21 protein-coding genes are annotated in these 23,627 nt (G+C 69.9%); 15 read left to right on the forward strand and 6 right to left on the reverse strand.

Annotated features, from left to right (window positions below; translation table 11 throughout):
* The first annotated feature begins 6 nt into the window (after nucleotides 1–6).
* On the forward strand, nucleotides 7–663 hold the full coding sequence (locus tag ACVW00_RS09820; RefSeq protein WP_457110716.1) for an HAD family hydrolase: 657 nt from the start codon (nucleotides 7–9) through the stop codon (nucleotides 661–663).
* Here ACVW00_RS09820 and ACVW00_RS09825 read toward each other — a convergent pair.
* Entirely contained in the window at nucleotides 592–1,518 is a 927-nt protein-coding gene (locus ACVW00_RS09825) for a RecB family exonuclease (RefSeq protein ID WP_457110717.1), read from the reverse strand. The two genes, ACVW00_RS09820 and ACVW00_RS09825, sit on opposite strands and share 72 nt — an antisense overlap.
* 55 nt (nucleotides 1,519–1,573) lie before the next feature.
* On the opposite strand from ACVW00_RS09825, the gene ACVW00_RS09830 reads away from it, so the two are divergent.
* Together ACVW00_RS09830 and ACVW00_RS09835 are read left to right on the forward strand one after the other, a co-directional pair.
* Entirely contained in the window at nucleotides 1,574–2,731 is a 1,158-nt protein-coding gene (locus ACVW00_RS09830) for a M50 family metallopeptidase (protein ID WP_457110718.1), read from the forward strand.
* Complete coding sequence (locus tag ACVW00_RS09835) at nucleotides 2,728–3,675, forward strand: tRNA (adenine-N1)-methyltransferase (protein ID WP_457110719.1); 948 nt, start codon at nucleotides 2,728–2,730, stop codon at nucleotides 3,673–3,675. The genes ACVW00_RS09830 and ACVW00_RS09835 overlap by 4 nt, the downstream gene beginning before the upstream one ends.
* Before the next feature lie 7 nt (nucleotides 3,676–3,682).
* Here the strand turns inward: ACVW00_RS09835 and ACVW00_RS09840 are convergent, their stop codons facing one another.
* Genes ACVW00_RS09840 through ACVW00_RS09850 form a run of 3 tightly spaced genes read right to left on the reverse strand, consistent with a single transcriptional unit; the run spans nucleotide 3,683 to nucleotide 6,477 of the window.
* Nucleotides 3,683–4,138, reverse strand: coding sequence for a hypothetical protein (locus ACVW00_RS09840; RefSeq protein ID WP_457110720.1), 456 nt, complete (start codon nucleotides 4,136–4,138; stop codon nucleotides 3,683–3,685).
* Entirely contained in the window at nucleotides 4,138–5,379 is a 1,242-nt protein-coding gene (locus ACVW00_RS09845) for a fatty acid desaturase family protein (RefSeq protein ID WP_457110721.1), read from the reverse strand. The genes ACVW00_RS09840 and ACVW00_RS09845 overlap by 1 nt, the downstream gene beginning before the upstream one ends.
* 24 nt (nucleotides 5,380–5,403) lie before the next feature.
* Complete coding sequence (locus ACVW00_RS09850) at nucleotides 5,404–6,477, reverse strand: ferredoxin reductase (RefSeq protein ID WP_457110722.1); 1,074 nt, start codon at nucleotides 6,475–6,477, stop codon at nucleotides 5,404–5,406.
* 242 nt (nucleotides 6,478–6,719) lie between these two features.
* On the opposite strand from ACVW00_RS09850, the gene arc reads away from it, so the two are divergent.
* Nucleotides 6,720–8,462: a proteasome ATPase gene (arc, locus tag ACVW00_RS09855; protein WP_457110723.1), complete on the forward strand. Its 1,743-nt coding sequence runs from the start codon at nucleotides 6,720–6,722 to the stop codon at nucleotides 8,460–8,462.
* A gap of 273 nt (nucleotides 8,463–8,735) precedes the next feature.
* Here arc and ACVW00_RS09860 read toward each other — a convergent pair whose 3' ends face one another.
* Both ACVW00_RS09860 and ACVW00_RS09865 read right to left on the reverse strand, forming a co-directional pair.
* Nucleotides 8,736–10,136: a phospholipase D-like domain-containing protein gene (locus tag ACVW00_RS09860; protein WP_457110724.1), complete on the reverse strand. Its 1,401-nt coding sequence runs from the start codon at nucleotides 10,134–10,136 to the stop codon at nucleotides 8,736–8,738.
* Nucleotides 10,136–11,785, reverse strand: coding sequence for a phospholipase D-like domain-containing protein (locus ACVW00_RS09865; protein WP_457110725.1), 1,650 nt, complete (start codon nucleotides 11,783–11,785; stop codon nucleotides 10,136–10,138). Before ACVW00_RS09865 ends, ACVW00_RS09860 begins: the two co-directional genes overlap by 1 nt.
* A 185-nt stretch (nucleotides 11,786–11,970) precedes the next feature.
* Here ACVW00_RS09865 and dop point away from each other — a divergent pair, with 185 nt between their 5' ends.
* From dop to ACVW00_RS09920, 11 genes are all read left to right on the forward strand, one after another.
* The gene (gene dop / locus ACVW00_RS09870; RefSeq protein ID WP_457110726.1) at nucleotides 11,971–13,476 is read left to right on the forward strand and encodes a depupylase/deamidase Dop; all 1,506 of its coding nucleotides are present in this window, start codon (nucleotides 11,971–11,973) and stop codon (nucleotides 13,474–13,476) included.
* Nucleotides 13,477–13,525: 49 nt separating this feature from the next.
* Nucleotides 13,526–13,729 (forward strand): ubiquitin-like protein Pup, encoded by a 204-nt coding sequence (locus tag ACVW00_RS09875; protein WP_457110727.1) that lies wholly within the window; start codon nucleotides 13,526–13,528, stop codon nucleotides 13,727–13,729.
* Nucleotides 13,730–13,731: 2 nt separating this feature from the next.
* Nucleotides 13,732–14,577 (forward strand): proteasome subunit beta, encoded by an 846-nt coding sequence (gene prcB / locus ACVW00_RS09880; RefSeq protein WP_457110728.1) that lies wholly within the window; start codon nucleotides 13,732–13,734, stop codon nucleotides 14,575–14,577.
* 172 nt (nucleotides 14,578–14,749) lie between these two features.
* On the forward strand, nucleotides 14,750–15,448 hold the full coding sequence (gene prcA, locus ACVW00_RS09885) for a proteasome subunit alpha (protein WP_457110729.1): 699 nt from the start codon (nucleotides 14,750–14,752) through the stop codon (nucleotides 15,446–15,448).
* 9 nt (nucleotides 15,449–15,457) lie between these two features.
* Nucleotides 15,458–16,819, forward strand: coding sequence for a Pup--protein ligase (gene pafA / locus ACVW00_RS09890; RefSeq protein ID WP_457110730.1), 1,362 nt, complete (start codon nucleotides 15,458–15,460; stop codon nucleotides 16,817–16,819).
* A 10-nt stretch (nucleotides 16,820–16,829) separates the two neighbouring features.
* Nucleotides 16,830–17,810 (forward strand): helix-turn-helix transcriptional regulator, encoded by a 981-nt coding sequence (locus ACVW00_RS09895; protein ID WP_457110731.1) that lies wholly within the window; start codon nucleotides 16,830–16,832, stop codon nucleotides 17,808–17,810.
* Nucleotides 17,807–18,787: a helix-turn-helix transcriptional regulator gene (locus ACVW00_RS09900; RefSeq protein ID WP_457110732.1), complete on the forward strand. Its 981-nt coding sequence runs from the start codon at nucleotides 17,807–17,809 to the stop codon at nucleotides 18,785–18,787. Before ACVW00_RS09895 ends, ACVW00_RS09900 begins: the two co-directional genes overlap by 4 nt.
* A 39-nt stretch (nucleotides 18,788–18,826) precedes the next feature.
* Nucleotides 18,827–19,060, forward strand: a complete 234-nt coding sequence (locus ACVW00_RS09905; RefSeq protein WP_457110733.1) for a Sec-independent protein translocase subunit TatA — start codon at nucleotides 18,827–18,829, stop codon at nucleotides 19,058–19,060.
* Nucleotides 19,061–19,066: 6 nt separating this feature from the next.
* A complete protein-coding gene (gene tatC / locus ACVW00_RS09910) occupies nucleotides 19,067–19,924 on the forward strand; it encodes a twin-arginine translocase subunit TatC (RefSeq protein ID WP_457110734.1) in 858 nt (285 codons plus the stop codon).
* 36 nt (nucleotides 19,925–19,960) lie between these two features.
* Nucleotides 19,961–20,836, forward strand: a complete 876-nt coding sequence (locus ACVW00_RS09915; protein ID WP_457110735.1) for a diacylglycerol kinase — start codon at nucleotides 19,961–19,963, stop codon at nucleotides 20,834–20,836.
* A complete protein-coding gene (locus ACVW00_RS09920) occupies nucleotides 20,833–23,613 on the forward strand; it encodes a DEAD/DEAH box helicase (protein ID WP_457110736.1) in 2,781 nt (926 codons plus the stop codon). Before ACVW00_RS09915 ends, ACVW00_RS09920 begins: the two co-directional genes overlap by 4 nt.
* Nucleotides 23,614–23,627: the final 14 nt, after the last annotated feature.

Raw genomic sequence — 23,627 nt, forward strand, 5'->3', positions numbered from 1 at the left:
GCCGCAGTGCTCTGGGACATGGACGGCACCCTGGTCGACACCGAGCCGTACTGGATCGACGTGGAGTACGCGCTCGTCGCCGAGCACGGGGGCACGTGGAGCGACGAGCACGCGCTCAACCTGGTCGGGAACGACCTGCTCGTGTCGGCGGCGTACATCCGCGAGCACGGCGGCGTGGACCTCGAGCCGGCCGAGATCGTCGAGCGGCTGCTCGACGGGGTCATCGCACGGATCCAGGACCGGGTGCCTTGGCGCCCGGGCGCCGTGGAGCTGCTGGCGCACCTCCAGGCCGAGGGCGTGCCCTGCGGCCTGGTGACGATGTCCTACGCACGCTTCGTCGCCCCGGTGCTCGAGGCCCTGCCCGACGGGTCGTTCGCAGCCGTCGTCACGGGCGACGAGGTCACCGTCGGCAAGCCGCATCCGGAGCCCTATCTCACCGCGGCCTCCCTCCTCGGCGTCGAGGCTCAGGACTGCCTGGCGATCGAGGACTCGAACACCGGGGCCAGGTCCGCCGAAGCCGCGGGATGCGCCGTGCTGGTGGTCCCCAACCACGTGCCGGTGCTCGACGGTGACCGCCGCGCGTTCCGTGACTCACTGGTCGGTCTGGACCTCGCGAAGCTGCGTGACCTCGTCGAGGAGGTCGGCGGCCGCGACCACGGCTGAGCGCTCGACGACGTCGGGCAGCGGCGGGGGAGTGCCCCCGAACTCCGGGCACAGGTCCTGGAAGCTGCACCACGAGCAGTGCCGGCCTCGTCGCGGGAGCCACTCCCCGGTCTCCTGGGCCAGCGAGATCGCCTTCCACAGTGCGCCCAGCTGCCGCTCGGTGGCGCGGAGGTCGTCCTCGTCCGGGACGTAGCTGATCGTGGTCCCGTCACCGAGGTAGATCAGGCGCAGCATCGCCGGCAGGGCTCCGCGCGTGCGCCAGAGCACCAGCGCGTAGAACCTCATCTGGAACAGCGCCCCGGCCTCGAACCCGGGCGCCGCAGCTCGGCCGGTCTTGTAGTCGATCACCCGGATCGCACCGTCGGGCGCCACGTCGAGCCGGTCGATGACGCCCCGCAGCAGGAGCTTGCTGTCCAGCAGCGTCTCGACGTACAGCTCGCGGTCGGCGGGCTCGAGACGCCGGGGGTCCTCGAGCTCGAAGTAGCGCAGCAGGACCCTGCGGCAGGAGTCGAGCCAGGCCTCGAAGACCGGCCCGGTGACCTCCTCGAAGGCCTCGTCGACCTCGGGCTCGAGCTCGCGTACGCCGGCCCACGCGGCCGCCACCATCGCCCCGGCGCGTGCAGGCGTGCGCTCCGGGGCGGGCAGGTCGAAGAGGTCCTCGAGGACCTTGTGCACCACCGTCCCGCGCAGCGCGTCGGGTGAGGGGCGCTCGTGCAGGCCGTCGATCATCCGCAGGCGGTACTTCAGCGCGCACGTCTTGAAGTCGCCGGCCCGGCTCGGCGACAGGGCACCGAGCACGTCGACGCCGTCGACCACTGTGGCGACGCGCAGCTGCTCCTCGCCGAACTCCGCCATGCCGCCGAGCGTAGGCGTCGGCACCGACAAGGGTGCGCTCGTCTAGGGTTTCTCCGTGGCCCACGACGACGCATCCCCGCCCGATGTCCCGGCCAGCCGTCCCCCGGGCAGCTACCGGATCGGATCGGTCGGCGGGGTCGACGTCTACGTGCGCGCGTCCTGGCTGATCATCGCCGTCGCCATCGCGGTGCTGGTGGCTCCCCGGGTCGAGCAGGAGGAGCCCGGGCTGGGCGTCCTGAAGTACCTCGCCGGCCTGGCGTTCGCCGTGCTGCTCTACCTCTCGGTGCTGCTCCACGAGATGTCCCACGCCCTCATGGCGCGCCGGTTCGGGCTGCCGGTGCGCTCGATCACGCTGCACTTCCTCGGCGGGATGACGGAGATCGAGGGCGAGGCGGCCACGCCGGGGCAGGAGTTCAAGATCGCCGTGGTCGGGCCGCTCACCTCGCTCGCGGTCGGCATCGCCGCGCTCCTCGTCGTCCTCGCGCTGCCCGACGGCCTGACCCGGATGGCGCTCCAGGGCCTGGCCCTGTCCAACCTGGTCGTCGGCGTCCTCAACCTCGTGCCGGGTCTCCCGCTCGACGGCGGCCGCGTGCTGCGCGCGGCGGTCTGGCAGCTCGCCGGCAACATGCACCGCGGCACGATCGTCGCGGGATGGACCGGCCGGGCGGTCGCCCTGCTCGCCCTTCTCTGGCCGGTGTTCGCCCAGATCGCCCTGGACGTGCAGCCGGACCTGTTCGACTACCTCTTCGCGGCCATGATCGCGGGGTTCCTCTGGTCGGGCGCCACGTCGTCGATGGTCAGCGCCCACATCCGCCGGCGGCTGCCGGCGCTGAAGGCCCGTCCGCTCGCCCGGCGCGTGGTGACGGTGCCCGAGGACCTCCCGGTGAGCGAGGCCGTACGCCGCGCCCAGGGCGCCGCGGCCGGCGGGATCGTGCTCCAGGCCAGCGACGGCAGGCTCGCCGGCGTCGTCAGCGAGGCAGCGCTGCTCGCGACCCCCGAGGATCGCCGGCCCTGGCTGCCCGCGTCCGCCGTCGCCCGCACCCTCACCGAGGGGCTGGTGCTCCCGGCCGACATCGCCGGGGAGGACCTCGTCCGGGCGATGTCGCGCGCGCCCGCATCCGAGTACGTCCTGGTGGAGAGTGACGGCTCCGTCTTCGGACTGCTCGCCACCACGGACGTCGACGCCGCCTTCGAGGCCGGAGCGCGCCGATGAGCCCGGTGAGCGAGGGGTCGGCGGGCGACGACTCCTTCTCCGGGGTCCGGCGCGGGCCGCTGGTGGCGGGGGAGTGGGTGCGGCTGATCGACGCCAAGGGTCGTCGGCACAACATCTGCCTCCAGGCCGGCGTCGCCTTCCACACCAACCGCGGCGCGATCCTGCACGACGAGCTGATCGGCCGCGACGAGGGCTTCAGCGTGACGTCGTCCTCGGGCGGCGAGTACCTCGTCTTCCGGCCGCTGCTCAGCGAGTTCGTCGTGTCGATGCCCCGGGGTGCGGCGGTCGTCTACCCGAAGGACGCGGCGCAGATCGTCGCCATGGCCGACATCTTCCCCGGCGCCCGCGTCGTCGAGGCCGGTGTGGGCTCCGGCGCTCTCACCTGCTCGCTGCTCCGGGCGGTGGGTCCGACGGGTCGCGTCTCGTCGTACGAGCGCCGGGAGGAGTTCGCCGAGGTCGCTCGCCGCAACGTCGACCAGTTCTTCGGCGGCGACCACCCGGCATGGCACCTGACCGTCGGCGACCTCGTCGAGGCCCTTCCGGAGGGCGACCCGCCGGGCACGGTCGACCGGGTGGTGCTCGACATGCTGGCGCCCTGGGAGTGCGTCGACGTCGTCGCCGACGCACTCGCGCCAGGCGGCGTGGTGGTGGCGTACGTCGCGACGACCACCCAGCTCGCCCGCACGGTGGAGACCCTGCGGGCCCACGGCGAGTTCACCGAGCCACACCCCTGGGAGACGCTGGTCCGCGAGTGGCACGTCGAGGGCCTCGCGGTCCGGCCGAGCCACAAGATGAACGGCCACACGGGCTTCCTGGTGACCTCGCGCCGGATGGCTCCGGGAAACGCCGCGCCGCGCAAGAAGCGGCGTCCGGCCCCCGGCGCGTACGGCGAGGACTACACCGGGCCCCGGCCGAGCGACATCGGCGAGGACGGCGTCGGCTGACCGCGGCTCACCGGGTCTCGGTGAGCACCTCGTGCGGCTGGAACGTCGGTCGCAGGTCCGCGTCGCCCCGCAACGGACGCACGAACTCGAACGCTGCCGTCGTCGTCAGCACCCAGGACGTCGTCGCCACCACCTGACCGAGCACCGGCACGTCCAGGTCGGCGACCGCGTCGAGCATCACCCGCGCGCACTCCAGGTGGCACGGCGGGAAGTGGAAGGCGTTGCGATCGGCCTCCTCGGCGCTGCCGAGGAAGGCGATCGGCCGGCCGAGCCCGGCCCCGCAGACACCGCAGACCCGGCTCAGCGCGCACTGCGTCACGCGCCGGCCGTCCAGCCGCCGTACGGTCGGCGGGTTGCCGTCGCGGGGCGCCCCGTACGACGCCGTGCCGCACGCGAACGGCACCGGCACGCCGAGCTCCGCGTCCATCGGCAGCTCGCGGAGCTCGCGAGGCGCCGCGTCCATCAGTCGTGGCTCCGCTCGCGCGGGCTCCGTGTCCACACCCCGAGCTCGACCCGACGCGGCGGGCGCTCTTCGTCGGACTTGCGCCGCCGGTCGCGCGACTGGGCGTCGGCGGTGTCGGACCGCTCCGGCGGGGCCGGGTCGTCGCTCCTGGTCATGTGGTTCGGGAGCGACAGCTTGATGATCGTGCGGAGCGCCTGGCCGTACTGCCGGTGCAGCGGCCCGACCGTGTAGGGGATGTCGTACTTCTCGCACAGGGCCCGCACCCGCACGGCGATCTCGGCGTACCGGTTGCTGGGCAGGTCGGGGAACAGGTGGTGCTCGATCTGGAAGCCGAGGTTGCCGCTGAGGATGTGCAACAGCGGTCCGCCCTCGAAGTTGGCCGCACCGAGGATCTGGCGCAGGTACCACTCGGCCCGGGTCTCCCCGTCGAGCTCCTCCTCGGTGAAGTGCATCGCCCCGTCCGGGAAGTGACCGCAGAAGATGATCACGTACGACCACAGGTTGCGCGCGAAGTTCGCCGTCGCGTTCGCCGTCATCGTCGCCTTCCAGTTCCGCCCCGAGAGCGCCGGGTAGACGACGTAGTCCTTGAGGATCTGGTTGCGACCCTTCCGCATGATCTGGCGGAGCTGGCGCTTCATCTCCTTCGGGTCCTTCTCGCCCTTGCGGATCCGCTCCAGGTCGAGGTCGTGCAGCGCGACGCCCCACTGGAACAGCGCCGCGAGCAGGCCGTTGTAGACCGGCTGGGCGAGGTAGTACGGGTGCCACCTCTGCTCCCGCGCCATCCGCAGGATGCCGTACCCGATGTCGTTGTCGTAGCCGAGCACGTTGGTGAACTGGTGGTGGATGTAGTTGTGCGAGTGCTTCCACTGCTCGGCCGGCTGTGCGGTGTCCCACTCCCAGTTGCTGGAGTGGATCTCGGGGTCGTTCATCCAGTCCCACTGACCGTGCATCACGTTGTGCCCGATCTCCATGTTCTCCAGGATCTTGGCCAGCCCGAGCAGGGCAGCTCCGGCCACCCAGGCGGGCTTGCGGGCACGCTTCGACTGCGTGCCGGCGAGGAGCGTGACGCGTCCCGCTGCCGCCAGCCCGCGCTGGATCTTGATGAGCCTGTTGATGTACGCCGCGTCCTTGGCGCTCCTGGACTCCTCGATCTCCGCCCGGATCGCGTCGAGCTCACGTCCGATCTGCTCGACCTCGTCCTCGGTGAGGTGGGTGTAGTCCTTGACGTCCGCGATGGCCATGAGGTGGTTCCTTCCTTGCGGTGCTCAGATGTCGAAGGTGCAGTCGCCGACGGCGGCGGTCACGCAGGTCTGGACGGGCTCGTTCGGCTGCCCGAACTCGTCGCCGTTGCGCAGGTCCCGGATGGTCCCGTCGACCATCCGCAGCGTGCAGGTGTGGCAGATCCCCATGCGGCAGCCGAACGGCATCCCGACCCCTGCCTGCTCCCCGGCCTCGAGGATGGTGGTCGCGCCGTCCACCTCGATCTGCTTGCCGGAGTTGCGGAAGGTGATCGTGCCGCCCTCCCCACCGTTGGCGCCGAGCTCGAGCGAGAAGCGCTCGAGGTGGAGCCGGTCCTCGCACCCGGCCTGCTCGAAGTGCTGCTCCACGGCGTCGAGCATCGGGCCGGGGCCGCAGGCCCAGGTCTCCCGCTCCCGCCAGTCGGGGCAGATCGCGTCGAGGTCGCCGAGGTCGAGCATGCCGTCGATGTCGGTGTGCAGCGAGTGCAGCTCGAGACCGGCGTGCCGGTCGGCCATCGCCTGGAGCTCGTCGCGGAAGATCATCCGCTCGGGCGTGGGGGAGGAGTAGTGGAGGACGACGTCGGGCATCGAGCCTCGCCGGTCGAGGGTGCGCAGCATCGCGATCACCGGGGTGATCCCGCTGCCGCCGACCAGGAACAGCATCCGGGGTGGCGGCGGGTCGGGAAGCACGAAGTCGCCCTCGGGCAGGGCGAGGCGCACGATCGTGCCCGGCTCGAGCCCCTTCACCAGGTGTGCGGAGAGCAGGCCCTCGGGCATCGCTCGCACGGTGATCGAGATCGTCCGGCGGTGGCGTTCCGGGGGAGAGCTCACGGAGTACGACCGCCACTGGAACTTCCCGTCGACCTGGACCCCGATGCCGACGTACTGGCCCGGGCGGTGCTGGTAGTGCCAGCCCCAGCCGGGCCGGATCACCAGTGTCGCGGCATCGTCGGTCTCCGGGACGACCTCCTCCACCCGTCCGCGGAGCTCCCGGGAGGTCCACAGCGGGTTGACCAGCCGGAGATAGTCGTCCGGGTGCAGCGGCGTCGTGAGCTTGCTGCCGGCCTCGCGGACCTTCTGCCACGGGATGGTGCTGGACATGGGTGCTCTCCTCCACCAGAGTCGGTGAACAGTTGTGTACCGAGCCGCTGACGGGCGCCGTACCCAACCTGCGGCAGGACAAGCACATGAATCGCGGTGCGGATTGCGGACTGCGGCGGCCCGGACGAGGGCCGCACCGGGGCCCGAACAAGGTGACCAACACGTGATGAATCTCTTGAACGGTGAGGGATGCACGCAGGTAGGGTCGAAACAGGCAACGTTCCCCGTGGAGGTGAGGTCCGATGACAGGCGCCGGCGCTGAAGGTCAGGACACCGCGCAGCTGATGAGCCAGGTCGCGTTCCTCGAGGCCGAGGTTGCCGAGCTGCGCCGCCGGCTCGCGGACGGACCTGAGGGCTCGGACCTCATCGAGCAGCGGCTCAACGACACCCAGCGCTCGCTTGCTGCTGTCACCTCCCAGAACGAGCGGCTCGCCGCGACGCTGCGCGAGGCGCGCGACCAGATCACCACGCTGAAGGAGGAGGTCGACCGGCTCGCACAGCCGCCGACCGGCTTCGGGACCTTCCTCGGCCGCAACGAGGACGACACGGTCGACGTGTTCACCGGTGGCCGCAAGCTGCGGGTCACGGTGAGCCCGGCCGTCGAGCTCGACTCCCTGACGCGGGGCCAGGAGGTCATGCTCAACGAGGCGCTGAACGTCGTCATGGCACTGGACTTCGAGCAGGTCGGCGAGGTCGTCATGCTCAAGGAGATCCTCGCCGACGGCGACCGGGTGCTGGTGATCGCGAACGCCGACGAGGAGCGCGTCGTCCGGATCGCCGAGCCGCTGCGCTCGGAGACGCTCCGGGCCGGCGACTCACTGCTGCTCGACGCCCGTGCGGGCTACGTCTACGAGAAGGTGCCGAAGTCAGAGGTCGAGGAGCTGGTCCTCGAAGAGGTCCCCGACATCGACTACACCCAGATCGGTGGCCTGGCCGGCCAGATCGACCAGATCCGCGACGCGGTCGAGCTCCCGTACCTCCACCCGGACCTGTTCCGCGAGCACCAGCTCAAGCCACCCAAGGGCGTGCTGCTCTACGGCCCTCCAGGCTGCGGCAAGACGCTGATCGCGAAGGCGGTGGCGAACTCCCTGGCGAAGAAGGTTGCGGAGAAGACCGGCCAGGAGGGCAAGTCCTACTTCCTGAACATCAAGGGTCCCGAGCTGCTCAACAAGTACGTCGGCGAGACCGAGCGCCACATCCGGCTCGTCTTCCAGCGGGCGCGTGAGAAGGCCAGCATGGGCACCCCGGTCATCGTGTTCTTCGACGAGATGGACTCGCTCTTCCGCACCCGCGGCTCGGGGGTGTCCTCCGACGTCGAGAACACGATCGTGCCGCAGCTGCTCAGCGAGATCGACGGGGTCGAGGCGCTGGAGAACGTCCTGGTCATCGGCGCCTCCAACCGCGAGGACATGATCGACCCGGCGATCCTGCGCCCGGGTCGCCTCGACGTGAAGATCAAGATCGAGCGCCCGGACGCCGAGTCGGCCCGCGACATCTTCTCCAAGTACCTGGTCCCCGAGCTGCCGCTCCACGCCGACGACCTCGCCGAGTTCGGCGGCGACCGCGCCGCGACCGTGGCCGGCATGATCACCGCGACCGTGGAGCGGATGTACACCGAGTCCGAGGAGAACCGCTTCCTGGAGGTCACCTACGCCAACGGCGACAAGGAGGTCCTGTACTTCAAGGACTTCAACTCCGGCGCGATGATCCAGAACATCGTCGACCGGGCCAAGAAGATGGCGATCAAGGACCTCCTCGACAACGACCAGAAGGGCCTGCGGGTCCAGCACATGCTGCAGGCATGCGTGGACGAGTTCAAGGAGAACGAGGACCTCCCGAACACCACGAACCCCGACGACTGGGCACGCATCTCCGGCAAGAAGGGCGAGCGGATCGTCTTCATCCGCACGCTCATCACCGGCAAGCAGGGCACCGAGCCCGGCCGCTCGATCGACACGGTGTCCAACACCGGCCAGTACTTGTAACGGCACCGAGGCGGCTCGACCACCGGGTGCTCAACCACTCCTGGTCGAGGTTTCGCCAGGCTCGACCACCGGAGCGCTCAACCACTCCTGGTCGAGGTTTCACCAGGCTCGACCACCGTGCTCAACCACAGGTGGTCGAGCAGCGAGCGCCAGCGAGCGATCAGTCGAGACCTGGTGAGGTCGCGCAGGGACCGGCCCCGAGCGGGCTCGCAGGTCGGGTTCGGTGGTTTCGAGACGGTCGCTGCGCGACCTCCTCAACCACCTTCCTGCCGATCAGTCCGCCTCGACCTCGGAGTAGTAGCCCTGGCCGAGCGGGTCGCGCAGCTTCTGCGACGGCTCGGCGCCGCGTGCCTCGGGCGCCGATCCACCGGAGTGCGGGCGACGGGTGTTCGGGCCGTTCCAGGTGATGCCCCAGTCGCGGAAGTAGGCCTCGACGAGCGCCGCGCTGCCCGGGGTGCGCACCGTCATGTCGTCGGCCGAGAACCCGAGGTTGGAGAAGTTCGTCGAGCCGGCCCACACGACGCTGGATCCGGGGACCCCGTCGTACACGCCGCTGATGGCGACGTACTTGGAGTGCAGGTAGCGGTAGGGCTTGCCGTTCTCGATCGAGACCGCCTGCTTCATCGGGATCCGCCCGCGACCGGACGGTGAGTAGAGGATCGAAAGCGCGCGGTCGCTCATGAACCCGTAGACGATCGCCACGTCGCAGCCCTGGTTCCACAGCGACCGGATCCGCTTGGCCATCCAGGTGCCGCGGCTGCCGCCGAACACGTACATCCCGATCCTGATCACCGTGGCGTGCGTCGTGCCACCCGCGTCAGGGGGGCTCACGCAGGAGACCTTGGCGAGCTCCTGGTTCACGGGGTCGGTGGCGGCCCGCGTGCCCGGCTTGGGGAACACCATGTGCTCCATGCCGCCGGAGTCCCAGTGGGCGTAGCCGAAGAACCGGTCCTGCTTGGCCTGGGCGAAGACCTGCAGGTACTGCTGGTACGTCGCGGGGTCCCAGCGGGTGTCCAGGTGGTTCCACTGCCGCTGGTTGGCCACCCAGGTCGGGTTCCACGAGCCGTACATGGTCACGTCCGGGACCGAGGCCACCTGGCTGAAGAGGTAGAGCTTCACGTGCAGGTTGCCGCCGTGCCCCCGGCAGGAGCGCTTGCACTGCCGAGCCCAGCTGAGCCGCTCCGGGTCACGACCCGGCTTCGTCATCTTCGCGCCGATCGTGGCCACGAGCTTGCGCCAGGGGGCCCAGGTGTCCTGGTTGATGTAGTTGCCGAGCACCTGCACGCTGACGCCGCGGTTGCGCGCCCGGACCAGCGCGTGCTCGATGCCCCAGTCGCCGAAGGAGTAGACCATCCAGCGGATCGTGCCGCCGCGCGGCACGGAGTTGATCGTGGCCAGCATGTGCCGGCGGATCGTGTAGCGGTACTTCTTGATGTTCCAGTGGTTGAACTTCACGCCCTCGGGGGGCACGTAGCGCGACGGTGCGCGCAGCGGCAGCAGGGTGGTGGCCGTGCGCGCCGGCGAGACAGCGGCCGTGCCGGCGGTCGCGTCCGGGGTCTCGCGCAGTGCGCTGGACGGCTCGGCGAGCAGCAGGCTGGCGCACAAGGCGGTCACGACGACCGTGAGCAGGGCTCTGGTGGCGCGCGTGTGCGCCCGAGCAGCCGGACCGAGCATCAGTCGGCGTCCATGTAGCGGTAGACGCCGGTGCCCAGCCGCAGGTCGTTCTGGGTGTAACGACCCTCGATCGTCGGGATCTTGCTCACCGGCGACGGCGCGCGCGCCTGGCGGTCCTTCCACAACAGCGTGAAGTCCCGGGCGAACCGGTTGTACGCCGCCCGACCGGGAATCATCTGGAACTGCTCGTCGGAGATGAAGCCGAGGTCGGAGAAGTTGAACGACCCCTGGAAGGACACCGAGTTGTTGGGCACGCCGGCGTAGTTGCCCGTGATCGAGACCCACTTGTCGTGCAGGTAGTAGATCGGCACGTGGTTCTTGTTCGTCAGCAGGATCTGTCGCATCGGGATCCGCCCGCGACCCGCGGGGGAGTACAGGATGGTCTTGACCGGGTTGCTGGAGATCGCGTAGACGATCTGCACCTGGCAGCCCTGCTGCCACAGCTGGCGCACCCGCTTCGCCAGCCACTTCCCCCGGTCCTGGTACCAGGCGTACATCGCGATCTTCACGATCGTGCGGCCGCCCTTGGCGGCGTTGACCGCGCCCGTGCAGCGCACCGGCGCGAGCGCCTGCATCATGAAGTCGTTCGCGGGGGTCGCTTTGCCGCGCGGGTAGTAGTAGCTGGTGAGCGTCGGGAAGTGCGTCTCGATGTACGGCGCGGGGGTGTCCTGGTACATCTGGGTGAAGACGTTGACCGCCTCCTGGTAGATCCCCTGCTCGCCGGTGACCGTGTTCATCTGGTTCCACTGGTTGGTCACCGCGAAGTCGGTCAGGTTCGCGGAGCCGCTGATCATCACGTACGGCGTCCGGTAGGCCTGGCTGAAGAGGAAGATCTTCGAGTGCATCGTGCCGGAGACACCCCGGCACGAGTACCAGCACTTCTTGACCCAGGACCCGTCCGCGGTCACGTTGCTGCCGAAGTTGCGCAGCAGGCGCCCGAAGTCGGAGTTCTTCGGCTTGTTGCGCTGGGCCAGCACGATCTGCACCTTCACGCCGCGCGCCCGGGCCGCCTGCAGGGCCGTCCGGTAGGTCCTGCTGGCGAACGACCAGGACGCAACCTGGATGCTCGCGCCGGGCGGGGTGCTGTTGATCGTGCGCAGGACGTGGTCGCGGATCGTGTACCGGTAGCCCTTGCGGTAGGGGTGGGAGAAGATCATCCCGGCCGGCGGGTTGTAGTCGTCAGGGGTGACCGCGACGTTCACCACGGCCTGGACCGCCGAGCCGCCGTTCTCCTGGGCGGTGTAGCCGACCTGGTACATCCCGGGCACCGTGCTCTTGGGCACCCAGATCGTCATCGTGTCCGTGCCCGGCGCGATGCCTGCGCCCCAGCCGGCCGGAGGCGTGGCCGCCGTGTAGACGCATCCCTGGCCGTGGCAGTCGTCGTTGGCCCCGAGGCTCAAGGAGTCGGTCAGGCCCCGCTTGAGCACGAGCGAGTCGTTCTGGACCGCAGGTGGCCCGCCGAGCACCGCGAGCAGCGACGTCGCACCCGTCGACGGCTGGGCTGCACCCGACTGGGCGGGCTCGGCCGGCGTGCCCGCGTCGTCGGCCTGGGCGGACGCCGCCAGCAGGCCCGTCACCAGGGCCATCACGACGACCATCAACGGGACCGACGCGCCGCCGAAGGGCCGGGCCTTGTGCGTGCGGAGCAAGTGGTCCCCCTTGGAACTGAACACCTGGAACTTCCGTCCCAGAAAGCGACAGGACGATAACACGCCAGGGTGCGCAGATCGGGCGGATCGGCCCTGTCTGCGCGCCTGCGCCGATGCAGTGCTCACGGGTCTCGTCGGCGGCGGGGGGTCGGCCGGGCGATTGCGGTTCGCCGTACGCTCGACACATGAGCGTTCGCCGGATCATGGGCACCGAGACGGAGTTCGGGATCTCCGTCCAGGGACAGCCCCATGCCAATCCGATGGTCGCGAGCACCCGGCTGGTCAATGCCTACGCCAGCGCGGCACTCCACGTGCGCCGGGCGCGCTGGGACTTCGAGGAGGAGTCGCCGCTGCGCGACGCGCGCGGGTTCGACATGAGCCGCGAGGTCGCCGACGCCAGCCAGCTCACCGACGAGGACATGGGCCTGGCCAACGTGATCCTCACCAACGGCGCCCGTCTCTACGTCGACCACGCGCACCCGGAGTACTCCACGCCCGAGTGCACCAACCCGCTCGACGTGGTCCGCTGGGACAAGGCAGGGGAGCAGGTCGCCCTGGACGCGTGCCGGTTCGCCTCGGTCGCCGGCGAGCCGGACATCGTGCTGTACAAGAACAACACCGACAACAAGGGTGCGTCGTACGGCGCCCACGAGAACTACCTGATGAACCGTTCGACGCCGTTCGGCGAGATCGTCCGCCACCTGACGCCGTTCTTCGTCTCGCGCCAGGTGGTCTGCGGCGCCGGCCGGGTCGGTATCGGCCAGGACGGTCGCGAGCACGGGTTCCAGATCTCCCAGCGCGCGGACTACTTCGAGGTCGAGGTCGGCCTCGAGACGACCCTCAAGCGACCGATCATCAACACCCGCGACGAGCCGCACGCCGATCCGGAGAAGTACCGCCGGCTGCACGTGATCATCGGCGACGCGAACCTCTCCGAGGTCTCCTGCTACCTCAAGGCCGGCACCACCGCCATCGTCCTGGAGATGATCGAGGACCGGTTCATCCAGACCGACCTCTCCGTGGCGCGGCCGGTGGCGTCCTTGCGCGCGGTCTCCCACGACCCGACGCTCACCCATCTGCTCGAACGGCCGGACGGACAGACCCTGACGGCCGTCGAGCTCCAGTGGGAGTACTTCAACCTGGCCAAGAAGTACGTCGACCAGCGCTACGGCGACGACCTCGACGACCAGACCCAGGACGTGTTGGACCGGTGGGAGTCGGTGCTCAACCGGCTGGAGCGCGACCCGATGGAGTGCGCCCAGGAGCTCGACTGGGTGGCGAAGCTCAAGCTGCTGCAGTCCTACCGCGACCGCGACGGCCTCGAGTGGGACGACGCCAAGCTGCACCTGATCGACCTCCAGTACGCCGACATCCGGCCCGACAAGGGGCTGTACCACCGGCTGGTCCGCCTCGGCCGCATGGAGCGACTGCTCGACGACGCCGCGGTGACCTCGGCCATGCACGAGCCTCCCGACGACACCCGGGCGTACTTCCGCGGACGATGCCTCGACAAGTACCCCGACAGCATCGCCGCCGCCTCGTGGGACTCGGTGATCTTCGACCTGCCGGGCCACGACTCGCTCCAGCGGGTGCCGACGATCGACCCGCGCCGCGGCACGAAGGCGCACGTGGGCGAATTGATCGACAACAGTGACACCGCTCTGGCCTTGTTCTCAGCCCTGACTCGATAGGGTCGCTGTATCCCCGCCTCTTGGCGGGGCAGTGTGGAAGGAGAGGCCGATGGCGCAGGAGCACAAGCAGCCGCGCAAGTCCTCGGAGGCCGACGAGCAGGCCGAGGACGCCACCGCGTCGACCGACGCCGTTGCCGAGCGCAAGGAGCAGCTCGACGAGGACATCGACGCGATCCTCGACGAGATCGACGACGTGCTCGAGACCAACGCCGAGGACTTCGTGAAGTCGTTCATCCAGAAGGGTGGCCAGTGAGGATGGCCGGAGGACCGGCGCGTGACGCCCGGCTGCCGGACGCGTTCCTCGCGCCCGGCAGCGCCTCGTTCGCTGACTTCCTGGGCGAGGTGTCGCCCGAGCTGCTGCCGGCCCGTCGGACCCTTCCCCAGGGCACGGCCGCGGAGCTCGCGCCGCACGGCACGACCATCGTGGCCGCGACCTTCCCGGGCGGCGTCGTCATGGCCGGCGACCGCCGCGCCACGATGGGCAACATCATCGCCCAGCGCGACATCGAGAAGGTCTTCCCCGCCGACGAGTACTCCTGCGTCGGCATCGCCGGCAGCGCCGGTCTCGCCGTCGAGATGGTCCGCCTGTTCCAGACCGAGCTCGAGCACTACGAGAAGATCGAGGGCTCGACGCTGTCGCTGGACGGCAAGGCCAACCGGCTCTCGGCACTGATCCGCAACAACCTCGGACTCGCGATGCAGGGCCTCGCGGTCGTCCCGCTCTTCGCCGGCTTCGACCTGCGCAGCGACCAGGGCCGCATCTTCAGCTACGACGTGACCGGCGGCCGCTACGAGGAGACCGCGTTCCACTCCGTGGGATCCGGCTCGATGTTCGCCAAGGGTGCGCTCAAGAAGCTCTACCGCGACGACCTGTCCGAGGAGGAGTGCGTCACCGCGGCGCTCCAGGCTCTGTACGACGCCGCCGACGACGACTCGGCCACCGGCGGACCGGACATCGCCCGGCGGATCTTCCCGGTCGTGAGCGTGGTGACCCGCCAGGGCCACCGCCGGATGGCCGACACCGACGTCGCGGCGGTCGCCGACCGCGTGATCGGCGCCCGGATGCAGCGCCCCGACGGCCCGGCCGCGGCCCTGACGTAACTGAAGACGCCCCACCCATGTCGAACGAAGCGAGGCCGCGCCCCGTGAGCGAGCGAAGCGAGCGAGCAATTCAACACAGCCATGCCCTGGCATGCGCATGTGCGGGCGGAGCCCGCTCAGCAATTCAACACAGCCATGCCTTGGCATGCTCATGTGCGGGCGGAGCCCGCTCATGAGCATGCCGTTCTATGTGTCGCCCGAGCAGCTGATGAAGGACCGGGCCGACTTCGCGCGCAAGGGCATCGCGCGCGGACGCTCGGTCGCGATCGTCCAGTACGCCGACGGGATCCTGTTCGTCTCGGAGAACGCCTCGCAGGCGCTGCACAAGGTCAGTGAGATCTACGACCGGATCGCCTTCGCTGCGGTCGGCCGCTACAACGAGTTCGAGAACCTCCGGATCGCCGGTGTGCGGCTCGCCGACCTTCGCGGCTACTCCTACGACCGGCGCGACGTCACCGGCCGCGGACTGGCCAACGCCTACGCCCAGACGCTCGGCACGATCTTCTCCTCCGGCGGCGAGAAGCCCTACGAGGTCGAGATCTTCGTCGCCGAGGTCGGCGACACCGCCGAGGACGACCAGATCTACCGGCTGACCTACGACGGCCAGGTCGCCGACGAGCACGACTACGCGGCCATGGGCGGGGACGCCGAGTCGGTCGCGACGTACCTCAAGGAGCACTTCAGCCCGAGCCTCACGCTGGAGGAGGCGATCCGGCTCGCCGTCAAGGCCCTCGGTCACACCGAGGGCGGCGACCGCACCATCCCGGTCGACGAGCTGGAGGTCGCCTGGCTGGACCGCACCCGGCCCCAGCAGCGCAAGTTCCGCCGACTGGACGGCGATTCGCTCTCCGGGATCCTCAGCGCGACATAGGGTGGAGACGTGGACCGCCGGATCTTCGGGATCGAGAACGAGTACGGCGTCACGTGCACGTTCAAGGGACAGCGCCGGCTCTCGCCCGACGAGGTCGCCCGCTACCTGTTCCGCAAGGTCGTCAGCTGGGGGCGCAGCAGCAACGTCTTCCTGCGCAACGGCGCCCGGCTCTACCTGGACGTCGGCAGCCACCCGGAGTACGCCACGCCGGAGTGCGACGACATCGTCGACCTCGTCGCGCATGACAAGGCGGGGGAGCGGATCCTCGAGGGACTGCTGATCGACGCCGAGCGCCGACTCCACGACGAGGGCATCTCCGGCGACGTCTACCTGTTCAAGAACAACACCGACTCGGCCGGCAACTCCTACGGGTGCCACGAGAACTACCTGGTCAGCCGCAACGGTGAGTTCAGCAAGCTGGCCGACGTGCTGATCCCCTTCCTGGTCACCCGCCAGGTCATCTGCGGAGCCGGCAAGGTGATCCAGACGCCGCGCGGTGCGTCGTACTCCCTGAGCCAGCGGGCCGAGCACATCTGGGAAGGCGTCTCGAGCGCGACGACGCGGTCCCGCCCGATCATCAACACCCGCGACGAGCCGCACGCCGACGCCGAGCGCTTCCGCCGCCTGCACGTGATCGTCGGCGACTCGAACATGAGCGAGACGACGACCATGCTCAAGGTCGCCACCTGCGACCTGGTGCTGCAGATGATCGAGGAGGGCGTGGTGATGCGCGACCTCACGATGGAGAACCCGATCCGGGCGATCCGCGAGATCGCGCACGACATGACCGGGCGCCGCAAGGTGCGGCTCGCCAACGGCCGCGAGGCGAGCGTGCTCGACATCCAGGGCGAGTACCTCAGCCGGTGCCGCGACTTCGTCGACAGTCGCGGGCTGCACACGCCGGTGATCGAGCGCTCGCTGGACCTGTGGGAGCGCGGCCTCAAGGCGGTCGAGTCCGAGGACTTCTCGCTGGTCGAGCGCGAGATCGACTGGGTGATCAAGTGGAAGCTGATCGAGCGCTACCGCGCCCAGCACGACCTCTCCCTGGGCCACCCGAGGGTCGCCCAGCTCGACCTGGCCTACCACGACATCCACCGCGGCCGCGGCCTGTACTACCTGCTCGAGAAGCGCGGAGCCGTCGCGCGGGTCACCAACGACCTCGCGATCTTCGCCGCCAAGTCGATCCCGCCGCAGACGACCCGCGCCCGGCTGCGGGGCAACTTCATCAAGCGGGCCCAGGAGCGCCGCCGTGACTTCACGGTCGACTGGGTGCACCTCAAGCTCAACGACCAGGCCCAGCGAACCGTGCTCTGCAAGGATCCGTTCCGCTCCCACGACGAGCGGGTGGAGCGCCTCATCGAGGGCATGTGAGACTCGCTCCGTGACCGCCTGGAAGTCCGAGCGCCTGCTGAACCTCGTGATCATGCTCCTGGTCGCGCGCACGTACGTGACCAAGGAGCGCATCCGCGAGGTCATCGAGGGCTACGACAAGGACAACGACGAGGCCTTCGAGAAGATGTTCGAGCGCGACAAGGAGGAGCTCCGCGCCCTGGGGATCCCGATCGAGCTCGGCCACGTCGACAAGTTCTTCGAGGACGAGCAGGGCTACCGGATCAAGCGGGACGCGTTCGAGCTGCCGGACATCGACTTCAGGCCCGACGAGGCCGCGGTGCTCGGCCTCGCAGCCCGGGTGTGGCAGCACGCGGGCCTCGCGTCCGCCACCTCCTCGGCCCTGGTCAAGCTCAAGGCCGCGGGCCTCGACGTCGATCGTGATGCCCTCGACGCCCTGCAGCCGCGCGTCGTGGCCGACGAGCCTGCCTTCAACGACATGTGGGAGATGACGATCAGCCGGACTCCGGTGCGCTTCGGCTACCGACGCGCGGGAGCCACCGAAGTGGTCGAGCGACACCTCGCCCCCTGGGGTGTGGTGACCTCGCGCGAGCGCTGGTACGTCGTCGGCCACGATCGTGACCGCGGCGAGCCGCGGATGTTCCGGCTGAGCCGGATCGTCGGCGAGGTCGCCCCCGACGGAGAGGCCGGGTCCTTCGAGGTGCCCGCCGGGACCGATGTCCGCGCGCTGACCGCGAGCCTGGAGCCGCGACGGCCGCCGGTGAGCGCGACGGTCCTGGCCCGCAAGGGCAGCGCCGCGCTGCTGCGCCGGCAGGCACGGCAGCTGGAGGAGTCCGTCGACGGGCCCGACGAGGACAGCCCGTGGGACCGGTTGACGGTCACGACGTACTCGCTCGAGGACCTCGCCGAGGACGTGCTGGCCCACCTGGGTGACGTCGTGGCGGTCGAACCTCCTGCGCTGCGGGAGCTGGTCACCGAACGGCTCGCCCTGCTGAGCGGGACGACGGCATGAGTGGTGGGTCCAAGGAGCAGGTCACCCGCCTGCTCGCGCTGGCGCCGTATCTCCAGACCCGTGGCGAGGTACCGCTCAAGGAGGTCGCCTCGGACTTCGGCGTGACGCCGACCCAGATGCTCAAGGACCTGCGCGTGCTCTACATGTGCGGCCTGCCGGGCTACGGTCCCGGTGAGCTCATCGACATCAACGTCGAGGCGCTCGAGGACGACCCCGACGGGCTGGTCAGCGTGGACAACGCCGACTTCCTCGCCCGGCCCCTGCGCCTGGGCAGCAACGAGGCCTCGGCGCTGATCGTGGCGCTGCACGCCCTCCTGGACGCGAGCCCGTCGGGGTCGCGCGAGGTGGTCGAGCGCACCCTCGCGAAGCTCGAGGACGCGGCCGCGGAGGGCTCGACGCCCCTGGTCGACGTACACCTGCCGCCGCAGCGGCCCGCTGTCGAGGGCGCGAGCAAGGCGCTCGCCGGCGCGATCGCCGACAACCGCCAGGCCCGGCTCGACTACTACGTGCCGACCCGTGACGAGACCACCCAGCGCGTCGTCGACCCGATCGCGGTCACGCGCAGCCAGGGCCGCACCTACCTGGACGCCTGGTGCCACCTCGCCGAGGACCGCCGGCTGTTCCGGATCGACCGGATCACCGCGCTGGAGATCCTCGACTCACGACGTGTCGCACACGACCTCGAGCCGCGCGACCTGTCCGAAGGGCTCTTCGCCGCGGGCCCGGGCGACCTGCAGGCCAGTGTCCGGCTGGGCCCCCAGATGCGGTGGTTCGCCGAGTACTACCCGGTGACCAGCACGCGCGAGGCGGCGGACGGTTGCCTCGAGGCCACCCTCGCGGTGAGCGACGAACGCTGGCTGCTGCGCCTGGCGCTGCGCTTCGGGCCGGGTCTGACGGTTCTGGAGCCCGCCTCGCTGCGCGATCGCGTGGCGACCGTGGCGCGTGATGCGCTCCGTTTGCACGGGGCCACGGCGTAGCATGAGCACGTTGCACCACTCGTCAATGAAGAGGACTCCATGACCATCCCCCTCATCGCCGGTCTCGGCACCCCCGAGCTGCTGATCATCCTCGCGGTGGTGGTGCTCCTCTTCGGCGCCTCCAAGCTCCCCGATCTCGCGCGCAACAGTGGCCGCGCCCTGCGGATCTTCAAGGCCGAGACCAAGGGCCTGATGTCGGACGAGACGAAGACTCCCGAGCAGCTCGAGATCGAGCGTCGCGACGAGTCTGAGCGCCCGAACCCGACTGACTGATACCCGGTGGCGCTCACCGGCGTCCTGGACCTGTTCCGGGTCAGGCCGAACGGCCCCGTGGGCGAGGGCGGGAAGATGTCCCTCGCCGACCACTTCCGGGAGCTGCGTGCCCGGCTGATGAAGTCGGTGCTCGCGCTCGTCGTCGCGACCGTCGCCAGCTTCTTCATCTACAACCAGCTGCTCGACCTGGTCACCGGACCCTTCAACGACGCCCGCGACAAGCTCCCCTCGAGCACGCACACGGTCATCTACGTGTCGGGCGTCGGCGGCGGTCTGATGATCCAGCTGAAGCTGTGCGCCCTGAGCGGGGTGATCCTCAGCAGCCCCGTCTGGCTGTACCAGATCTGGGCGTTCGTGCTCCCGGGCCTCCACCGCAACGAGCGGCGCTGGACGGTGCTGTTCGTCGCGATCGCCGGCCCGCTGTTCGCGGCCGGGGTCGCACTCGGCTACTACGTGCTGCCCAAGGGCCTGCAGGTGCTGATCTCCTTCACGCCGGCCGACATGACGAACCTGAACGACTTCAACGACTTCTTCTCGTTCATGGTGCGGATGCTCCTCGTCTTCGGCATCTCCCTGGAGATCCCGTTCTTCGTCGTGCTCCTGAACCTCGCCGGGATCGTGTCGGGCAAGGCGCTGGGGCGCTACCGCCCGTGGATCATCCTGGGCACCTTCGTGTTCGCGGCGGTCGCGACGCCGTCGACCGACCCGATCTCGATGCTGCTGCTGGCGATCCCGATGCTGGCGCTCTTCCTGCTCTCCGAGATCATCGCCCGGCTCGTCGACAGGCGACGAGGCCGTACGTCGGGCGAGGAGTGGGCCGACGACGAGACCTCCACGCTTCCTCCCACGCACACGGCGGGCTGACCGCCCGTCGAGCACCCGTTCGTCTAGGCTCGCGACGTGCCCGAGCAGATCGCCCTCCTCACGAACCCGACCTCCGGGAAGGGGCGAGGGGGGCGGGTGAGCGGCACGGTCGCCGCCCGCCTGCGCGACGCCGGGCTCGCCGTCCGCGAGCTGACCGGGCGCGACGCCGACGAGGCGCTCGACCTCGCGCGCACGGCAGTCGCAGACGGAGTCGAGACGCTCGCCGTGGTGGGCGGCGACGGGATGGTGCACCTCGCCGTCCAGGCGCTGGCCGGCTCGCAGACCCGACTGGGCCTGGTTCCCGCGGGTACCGGCAACGACGTGGCCCGCTACCTCGACCTTCCCCGCAAGGATGCGCTGGCCGCGACCGACATCCTGATCGGTGGCCGGGAGCGCACCATCGACCTGGCCCGGGTAGGCGCGAAGTACTTCGTCACGGTGCTCGCCGCCGGCTTCGACGCCAAGGTCAACGAGCGCGCCAACCAGATGACCTGGCCGCGCGGGCAGATGCGCTACAACCTCGCCACCCTCGCGGAGCTGCGGACCTTCGAGCCGATCCCGTACGTGCTCGAGCTCGACGGCGTGGAGCATCGCTTCGACGCGATGATGGTCGCCGTCGGCAACGGCCCGTCGTTCGGCGGAGGCCTCCGGATCACCGAGGGAGCGCTCCTCGACGACGGGCTCCTCGACGTCGTCGCCATCCTGCCGATGAGCAAGACTGGGCTCGTCCGCACGTACCCGAAGCTCTTCAAGGGCACCCACGTCCATCACCCGGAGTACCGGCACTACCCGGCGCGCACGGTGACGGTCGCTGCCCCCGGGGTGGTCGCGTACGCCGACGGTGAGCGGATCGGCGCACTTCCCCTGACCGTCGAGGTCGTCCCTCTCGCCTTGCGCGTGCTGGTGCCGTGAGCGCCTCGACACCCGGGCCCGCCGAGCAGTACGCCCGGTACCAACGCAGTCGGCAGCATCCTGCGCTCGCCGAGTTCGGCTCGCACTACGAGTTCGGGCTCGACGACTTCCAGGTGCGCGCCTGCCGCGCGCTCGAGGACGGCCACTCGGTGCTGGTCGCGGCGCCGACCGGGTCCGGGAAGACGGTCGTCGGCGAGTTCGCCGTGCACCTGGCCCTCGCGACCGGGAGGAAGGCGTTCTACACGACGCCGATCAAGGCACTCTCGAACCAGAAGTACAACGACCTCGTGGCCCGCCACGGCCCGGACAACGTCGGCCTGCTCACCGGGGACAACACCATCAACGGCGAGGCACCGGTCGTCGTGATGACCACCGAGGTGCTCCGCAACATGCTGTACGCCGGCTCGCGGACCCTCTCCGGTCTGGGCTACGTCGTGATGGACGAGGTGCACTACCTCGCCGACCGCTCCCGGGGCGCGGTCTGGGAGGAGGTGATCATCCACCTGCCCGAATCGGTGGCGCTGGTGTCCCTGTCCGCGACCGTGAGCAACGCCGAGGAGTTCGGCGAGTGGCTGGGCACCGTCCGTGGCGAGACCGTGACGATCGTCGAGGAGCGCCGCCCGGTGCCGCTCTTCCAGCACGTCCTGGTGGGCAGGAGGATGTACGACCTCTTCGCGGCCGGACCGGCTGCGCCGGGGGAGGAGAAGGTCAATCCCGAGCTGATGAGGGTGGCCCGCGACGACTTCGCGAGCTCCCGGGTGCGTGACCGACGCTCGCCGCGCGACCGCAACGCGAAGGGCACCTCCAAGCACCGGCGCAACGTCGGCAACGGGCGCCGCGTGTGGATCCCGAGCCGCGCGGAGGTGGTCGAGCGCCTGGACGCCGCCGGGATGCTGCCCGCGATCGTGTTCGTCTTCAGCCGGGTCGGCTGCGACGCCGCGGTGCAGCAGTGCCTCAACGCGAACCTCCGGCTGACCACGCCGGAGGAGCGCGACGAGATCTTCGCCTTCGTCCAGGAGCGCTGCTCCAACCTTCCCGACGAGGACCTGCACGTCCTGGGCTACCACGAGTTCCTCGACGGGCTCACCCGCGGCATCGCCGCCCACCACGCCGGCATGCTGCCCACGTTCAAGGAGTGCGTCGAGGAGCTGTTCCTGCGCGGCCTGTGCCGGGTCGTCTTCGCCACCGAGACGCTCGCCCTCGGCATCAACATGCCCGCCCGGTCAGTGGTGATCGAGAAGCTCACGAAGTGGAACGGCGAGACCCACGCCGACATCACGCCGGGGGAATACACCCAGCTGACCGGGCGAGCCGGACGCCGCGGCATCGACGTCGAGGGACACGGGGTCGTGCTCTGGCAGCCCGGTCTCGAGCCGAAGCAGGTCGCCGGGCTCGCGTCGACTCGCACCTACCCGCTGAAGTCGTCGTTCCGGCCGACGTACAACATGGCGGTGAACCTGGTCCACGAGTTCGGCCGCGAGCGTGCCCGCCAGCTCCTGGAGTCCTCGTTCGCCCAGTTCCAGGCCGACAAGGCGGTCGTCGGCCTCGCCCGGCAGCTGCGCAAGAGCGAGGACGCCCTCGCGGGGTACGCCGAGGCAGCAGCGTGCGACCGCGGCGACTTCATGGAGTACGCCGGCCTGCGCCGCGCGCTGAGCGACGCCGAGGCCGGCCTGGCGAAGGCCCGCCGAGTCGACCGGCGCGCGGAGGTGATCGGCTCGCTCGAGCAGCTCCGGCCGGGAGACGTCATCGAGGTGCCCTCAGGTCGCTACTCCGGCATGGCAGTGGTGATCGACCCGGGCAACCAGGCCGACCGCGACGGTCCCCGCCCCTACGTGCTGACCGCCGACCGGCAGGCCCGCCGGCTCAGCATGGTCGACTTCCCGACGCCGGTGTCCGCGTTCACCAGGATCCGGATCCCGAAGAGCTTCAACGGGCGGAACCCCCAGTCGCGCCGTGACCTCGCCTCGATGCTGCGCGAGCGCACCCACGGGCTGACCCCGCCGCCGCCGCGACGAGGCGCCGGGTCGGGCACCCCGGGGGTGCCGGGCTCCGAGCGGATCGAGCAGCTCCGGCGCGAGCTGCGCGCCCACCCGTGCCACGGCTGCCCCGACCGCGAGGACCACGCCCGCTGGTCGGAGCGCTGGTTCAAGCTCGACCGGGATGCACGCACGCTGCGCCGGCGGATCGAGCAGCGCACGAACACGATCGCGCGGCAGTTCGACCGGGTCTGCGAGGTCCTCGACGCCCTGGACTACCTCGACGGCGACACGGTCACGCCGCGGGGACGTGCCCTCATGCGGATCTACAACGAGATGGACCTCGTGACCGCCGAGGCGCTTCGGACGGGGCTCTGGGACGACCTGGATGCCAGCCAGCTCGCAGCGGTGCTCTCCGCACTGGTCTTCGAGTCCCGCCGGGCCGACGATGCCGCCGCGCCGCGGATCCCGGGTGGCCGGGTGCGCGACGTGCTCAAGGAGATGACCTCGCTGTGGGCCGACCTCGACGAGCTCGAGAAGCAGCACAAGCTCGACCAGCTGCGCGAGCCCGACTTCGGGTTCTGCTGGGCGGCGTTCCGCTGGGCCGAGGGCGACGACCTCGACGAGCTGCTGGAGGCGACCGAGCTGGCGGCCGGCGACTTCGTGCGCTGGATGAAGCAGCTGCTCGACCTCGCCGGACAGGTCGGCGACGTGGCCGGTGGAAAGCTGCGGGAGACCGCACGCGAGACCGTGGACCGGATCCGGCGCGGCGTCGTGGCCTACTCCTCGGTGACCGACTGAGCGCTGATCCAGCG

The organism is Marmoricola sp. URHA0025 HA25 (assembly GCF_054059435.1).

What these genes read in the sequence shown, in the direction of transcription:
- ACVW00_RS09860 (WP_457110724.1), bottom strand. Translation starts at nt 10,136, where the DNA reads ATGCTCGGTCCGGCTGCTCGGGCGCACACGCGCGCCACCAGAGCCCTG.
- ACVW00_RS09900 (WP_457110732.1), top strand. Translation starts at nt 17,807, where the DNA reads ATGAGTGGTGGGTCCAAGGAGCAGGTCACCCGCCTGCTCGCGCTGGCG.
- arc (WP_457110723.1), top strand. Translation starts at nt 6,720, where the DNA reads ATGACAGGCGCCGGCGCTGAAGGTCAGGACACCGCGCAGCTGATGAGC.
- ACVW00_RS09840 (WP_457110720.1), bottom strand. Translation starts at nt 4,138, where the DNA reads ATGGACGCGGCGCCTCGCGAGCTCCGCGAGCTGCCGATGGACGCGGAG.
- prcA (WP_457110729.1), top strand. Translation starts at nt 14,750, where the DNA reads ATGAGCATGCCGTTCTATGTGTCGCCCGAGCAGCTGATGAAGGACCGG.
- ACVW00_RS09845 (WP_457110721.1), bottom strand. Translation starts at nt 5,379, where the DNA reads ATGGCCATCGCGGACGTCAAGGACTACACCCACCTCACCGAGGACGAG.
- ACVW00_RS09905 (WP_457110733.1), top strand. Translation starts at nt 18,827, where the DNA reads ATGACCATCCCCCTCATCGCCGGTCTCGGCACCCCCGAGCTGCTGATC.
- prcB (WP_457110728.1), top strand. Translation starts at nt 13,732, where the DNA reads ATGGCCGGAGGACCGGCGCGTGACGCCCGGCTGCCGGACGCGTTCCTC.
- ACVW00_RS09825 (WP_457110717.1), bottom strand. Translation starts at nt 1,518, where the DNA reads ATGGCGGAGTTCGGCGAGGAGCAGCTGCGCGTCGCCACAGTGGTCGAC.
- ACVW00_RS09850 (WP_457110722.1), bottom strand. Translation starts at nt 6,477, where the DNA reads ATGTCCAGCACCATCCCGTGGCAGAAGGTCCGCGAGGCCGGCAGCAAG.
- ACVW00_RS09875 (WP_457110727.1), top strand. Translation starts at nt 13,526, where the DNA reads ATGGCGCAGGAGCACAAGCAGCCGCGCAAGTCCTCGGAGGCCGACGAG.
- ACVW00_RS09835 (WP_457110719.1), top strand. Translation starts at nt 2,728, where the DNA reads ATGAGCCCGGTGAGCGAGGGGTCGGCGGGCGACGACTCCTTCTCCGGG.
- dop (WP_457110726.1), top strand. Translation starts at nt 11,971, where the DNA reads ATGAGCGTTCGCCGGATCATGGGCACCGAGACGGAGTTCGGGATCTCC.